Below are 2,863 nucleotides of genomic sequence, written 5' to 3'. Positions count from 1 at the left end.
GCCGCCGCCCAGCACCGCGACGGCGGCCACCCGCGCGCCGAGGGTCGCGGCGGCGCGGGCCGCGTTGAGCGCCTTGCCGCCCGCGACCTTGTGCACCGACAGCGGGCGCTGGATGCCGCTCAGCTCCTCGACCTCGTACGTGACGTCGAGCGAGGGGCTGAGGGCCAGGGCCGAGATCACCGCGCGAGCTCCCGGTCGAGGTCCGCACGCGTGGCCTGCCGCCCCGTGCCGCCCGAGCCGAGCGTGGACAGCGAGCCGGCGACGGTCGCCCAGCGCACGCGCACCTGCTCGTCGTCGACCCCGCAGGCCACGGCCGCGAGGTACCCGGCGTCGAAGCTGTCGCCCGCGCCCGTGGTGTCCACGACGTCGACGGGGACGCCCGGCGCGCGCACGACGACCCCGTCGGCACCGACCGACCAGCCGCCGTCGGCGCCGTCCTTGACGACGACGCGCGGGCCGCGCCGCGCCAGTCGTGCCGCGAGCTCGGTGTCGTCGAGGTCGGCGGGCTCGCCGAGCGCGCCCGCGATCGCCCGCAGCTCGTTGCGGTTGGGCAGGAGCAGGTCGAGCTCGCCGAGCACGTCGGCGAGGCCCGTCCACGTCTCCGCGGGGTCCCAGTTGGTGTCGAGGCTCGTGGTCCAGCCCTGCGCCCGGGCCCGGGCGAGCACGCCGGGCAGGTCGCGCGCGAGGCCCGGCTGCAGGAAGTACGACGCGACGTGCAGCAGGCCGGGACCGCGCCCGTCGAGCACCCGCGTGACCCGCTCCCCCGTGAGCGTCGGGATCGTGCCCGGCACGGTGAGGATCGCGCGGTCGGACGGCGTGGACAGGATCACCGACAGCCCCGTCGGCTCGTCGTCCGCCACCTCGACGGCCCCGACGTCGACCCCGGCGGCCCGCAGTGCGTCGAGCGTGAAGGTGCCGAACGTGTCGGCGCCGACCCGTGCGACGAGCGTGGTCGGCACGCCGAGGCGTGCCACGCCCGACGCCGCGATGCTCGCGGACCCGCCGAGCACGAGGTCGCCCGAGTCGGCGAGCTGCTCGGCCTGGCCGAAGCGGGGCACGACGTCGCCGCGCAGGACGAGGTCGACGTTGGCGTCACCCGCGACCACGACCGGGCGCGGAGGGTGCTGATCGGTGGGCAGGTCGGTCATCCCTTGACTCCCGTGAAGGTCATGGTGGCGATGAACTGCTTCTGCGCGACGACGAAGAACGCGATCAGGGGCAGCGTAGCCACCACGTTGCTCGCCATCAGCAGGGACCAGTCCGTGCGGCGCGCACCCTGGAAGTTCGTGATGCCGAGCTGGAGCGTGAACGCGTCCGGGTCGTTGATCGCGATGAGCGGCCACACCAGGTCGTTCCACGAGCTGAGCAGCGTGAAGATCGCCAGGGTCGCGAGCGCCGGCCGGGCCAGGGGCAGGATGATGCGCCAGAACGCGGTCCACCGCGAGCAGCCGTCGAGCACGGCCGCCTCCTCCAGCTCGGCCGGCAGCGACAGGAAGAACTGGCGCATGAGGAAGATGCCGAACACCGAGGCGAGCCACGGGACCATCGCGGCGGCGAGCGTGTCGATGAGGCCCACGCGCGCGAACATCACGTAGGTGGGCACCATGAGCAGCTGCGTCGGGATCATGATGGTGGCGAGGATCAGCAGGAACCCGGCCTGGCGGCCCGGGAACTTGAGCCGCGCGAACCCGTAGCCGGCCAGCGAGCACAGCACGAGGTGCGAGACGACGGCGACGGCCGAGACGAGCACGGTGTTGCCGGTCCACAGCAGCACGTCGGAGTCGCGGAACAGCTTCGCGTACCCGTCGAACGTCAGCTCCGCGGGGAAGAACCGCGGCGGGAAGCGGTTGATCTCCGACTCCGGCGTGAGCGACGTGAGGAACATCTGCACGAACGGCACGGCGAAGACCAGGGCGACGGGCACCAGCACGAGGTGCCACCAGCCGGTGCGGCGGGTCATCCGATGCCTCCTACGGTGCTGCGGCGCGAGTAGATCGTCACGCCGATGGTGATGGCGAGGGTGACGGCGAACAGCCCGTAGGCGACGGCCGACGCGTAGCCGAACTCGAGGTCCTTGAACGCGGAGGTCCACAGGTAGTAGACGACGGTCTCGGTCGACTTCAGCGGGCCGCCGCGCGTCGTCGTGTAGACGAGGTCGAAGAGCTGGATCGCCTGGATCGTCTGCCAGATCGCGACGAACACCGTCACGGGCGCGAGCTGCGGGAACGTCACGTGCCAGAACGACTGCCAGCGGTTTGCGCCGTCCACGCGGGCCGCCTCGCTCAGCTCGGCGGGGATGTCCTGCAGCGCGGCGAGGTAGATGACCGTGGTGAAGGCCGCCTGGCCCCACAGCGACATGAGCGCGATGACGACCATCGCCTGCTGCGGGTCCTCGAGCCACCCCTGCTGGGGCAGGCCCAGCACGCGCAGCACGTTGTTGACCAGGCCGAACTGCGGGTTGAACAGGTAGGTCGTGAGGATGCCCGTCGCGGCGGCCGACACGACGAACGGCAGGAAGATCAGGGTGCGGTAGACGCCGACCAGGACGATCCGCCGGTTGAGCGCGACGGCGAGCCCGAGGCCGAGCAGCACCGACGCCGGCACGAACAGCGCGGTGTAGAGCAGCGTGTGCCCCACGGCCGCCGCGAGGTCGGGGTCCTGGGCCATGTCCTGGTAGTTCGCCAGGCCGACCGGCTCGGGCACCGAGAACCCGTTCCACTTCTGCAGGGACAGCAGGAACGCCCACCCGGCCGGGAAGATGGACAGGCCCAGCACGATCACGGTCGCCGGGGCGACGAACCCCCAGCCCGTCAGGCCCTCCCGGGCCCGGCGGCCCGGCCCCCGGCGCCGCACGGGCGCGGGG

At 72.5% G+C, this 2,863-nt stretch carries 4 protein-coding genes; all 4 read right to left on the bottom strand.

The window, feature by feature from the left end; translation table 11 throughout:
* Window positions 1-180 (bottom strand): PfkB family carbohydrate kinase (locus HLB15_RS23115; RefSeq protein ID WP_212760272.1); only part of this gene is annotated, 180 nt, incomplete at its 3' end.
* Window positions 177-1,148: a carbohydrate kinase family protein gene (locus tag HLB15_RS23110; protein WP_171109062.1), complete on the bottom strand. Its 972-nt coding sequence runs from the start codon at window positions 1,146-1,148 to the stop codon at window positions 177-179. The genes HLB15_RS23115 and HLB15_RS23110, both read right to left, overlap by 4 nt.
* The gene (locus HLB15_RS23105) at window positions 1,145-1,960 is read right to left on the bottom strand and encodes a carbohydrate ABC transporter permease (RefSeq protein ID WP_171109060.1); all 816 of its coding nucleotides are present in this window, start codon (window positions 1,958-1,960) and stop codon (window positions 1,145-1,147) included. Before HLB15_RS23105 ends, HLB15_RS23110 begins: the two co-directional genes overlap by 4 nt.
* Entirely contained in the window at window positions 1,957-2,853 is an 897-nt protein-coding gene (locus tag HLB15_RS23100) for a carbohydrate ABC transporter permease (protein ID WP_171109064.1), read from the bottom strand. The genes HLB15_RS23105 and HLB15_RS23100 overlap by 4 nt, the downstream gene beginning before the upstream one ends.
* Window positions 2,854-2,863 lie beyond the last annotated feature (10 nt).

Source organism: Promicromonospora citrea (assembly GCF_013004695.1).
In the GTDB taxonomy this organism is placed as follows: Bacteria; Actinomycetota; Actinomycetes; order Actinomycetales; family Cellulomonadaceae; genus Promicromonospora; species Promicromonospora citrea.
This window is presented reverse-complemented; position numbering and strand designations above follow the sequence as displayed.